Here is a 300-nt window from a genome sequence, read left to right as displayed (position 1 = left end):
GAAGAAGGTTCGGGCGCGTAAGGGCCTGTGCTAGAATTACGAGCGTCTCAGTACACATTTAGCATGAACGGAGCAAGCTGTGACGAATGAACCTTCTTCACAGCCTCAACAATGGCGTTAGCGTCTAGTGAGAAGTAGGTAAGCAGCTCGTCAAGATCGCCGGACTTGCCGAAGCGATCGCGCACGCCCACCTGCTCGAGCGGCACGGGGTACTGCGCGGCCGTCAGTTCCGCCACCGCGGAGCTCAAGCCGCCGATCACCGAGTGCTCCTCCGCCACCACGGCGCAGCCCGTCTTCTTC

The 300-nt window shown here is 60.3% G+C and carries 1 protein-coding gene; it reads right to left on the bottom strand.

Going from position 1 to position 300, the window contains the following annotated elements; all coding sequences use genetic code 11:
* Positions 1-47 precede the first annotated feature (47 nt).
* The coding region (locus PZH32_RS12930) for a transketolase C-terminal domain-containing protein (protein WP_275208659.1) at positions 48-300 on the bottom strand (253 nt) is incomplete at its 5' end.

It is taken from the genome of Adlercreutzia equolifaciens (assembly GCF_029076695.1).
Classification (GTDB): Bacteria; Actinomycetota; Coriobacteriia; order Coriobacteriales; family Eggerthellaceae; genus Adlercreutzia; species Adlercreutzia equolifaciens_A.
This window is presented reverse-complemented; position numbering and strand designations above follow the sequence as displayed.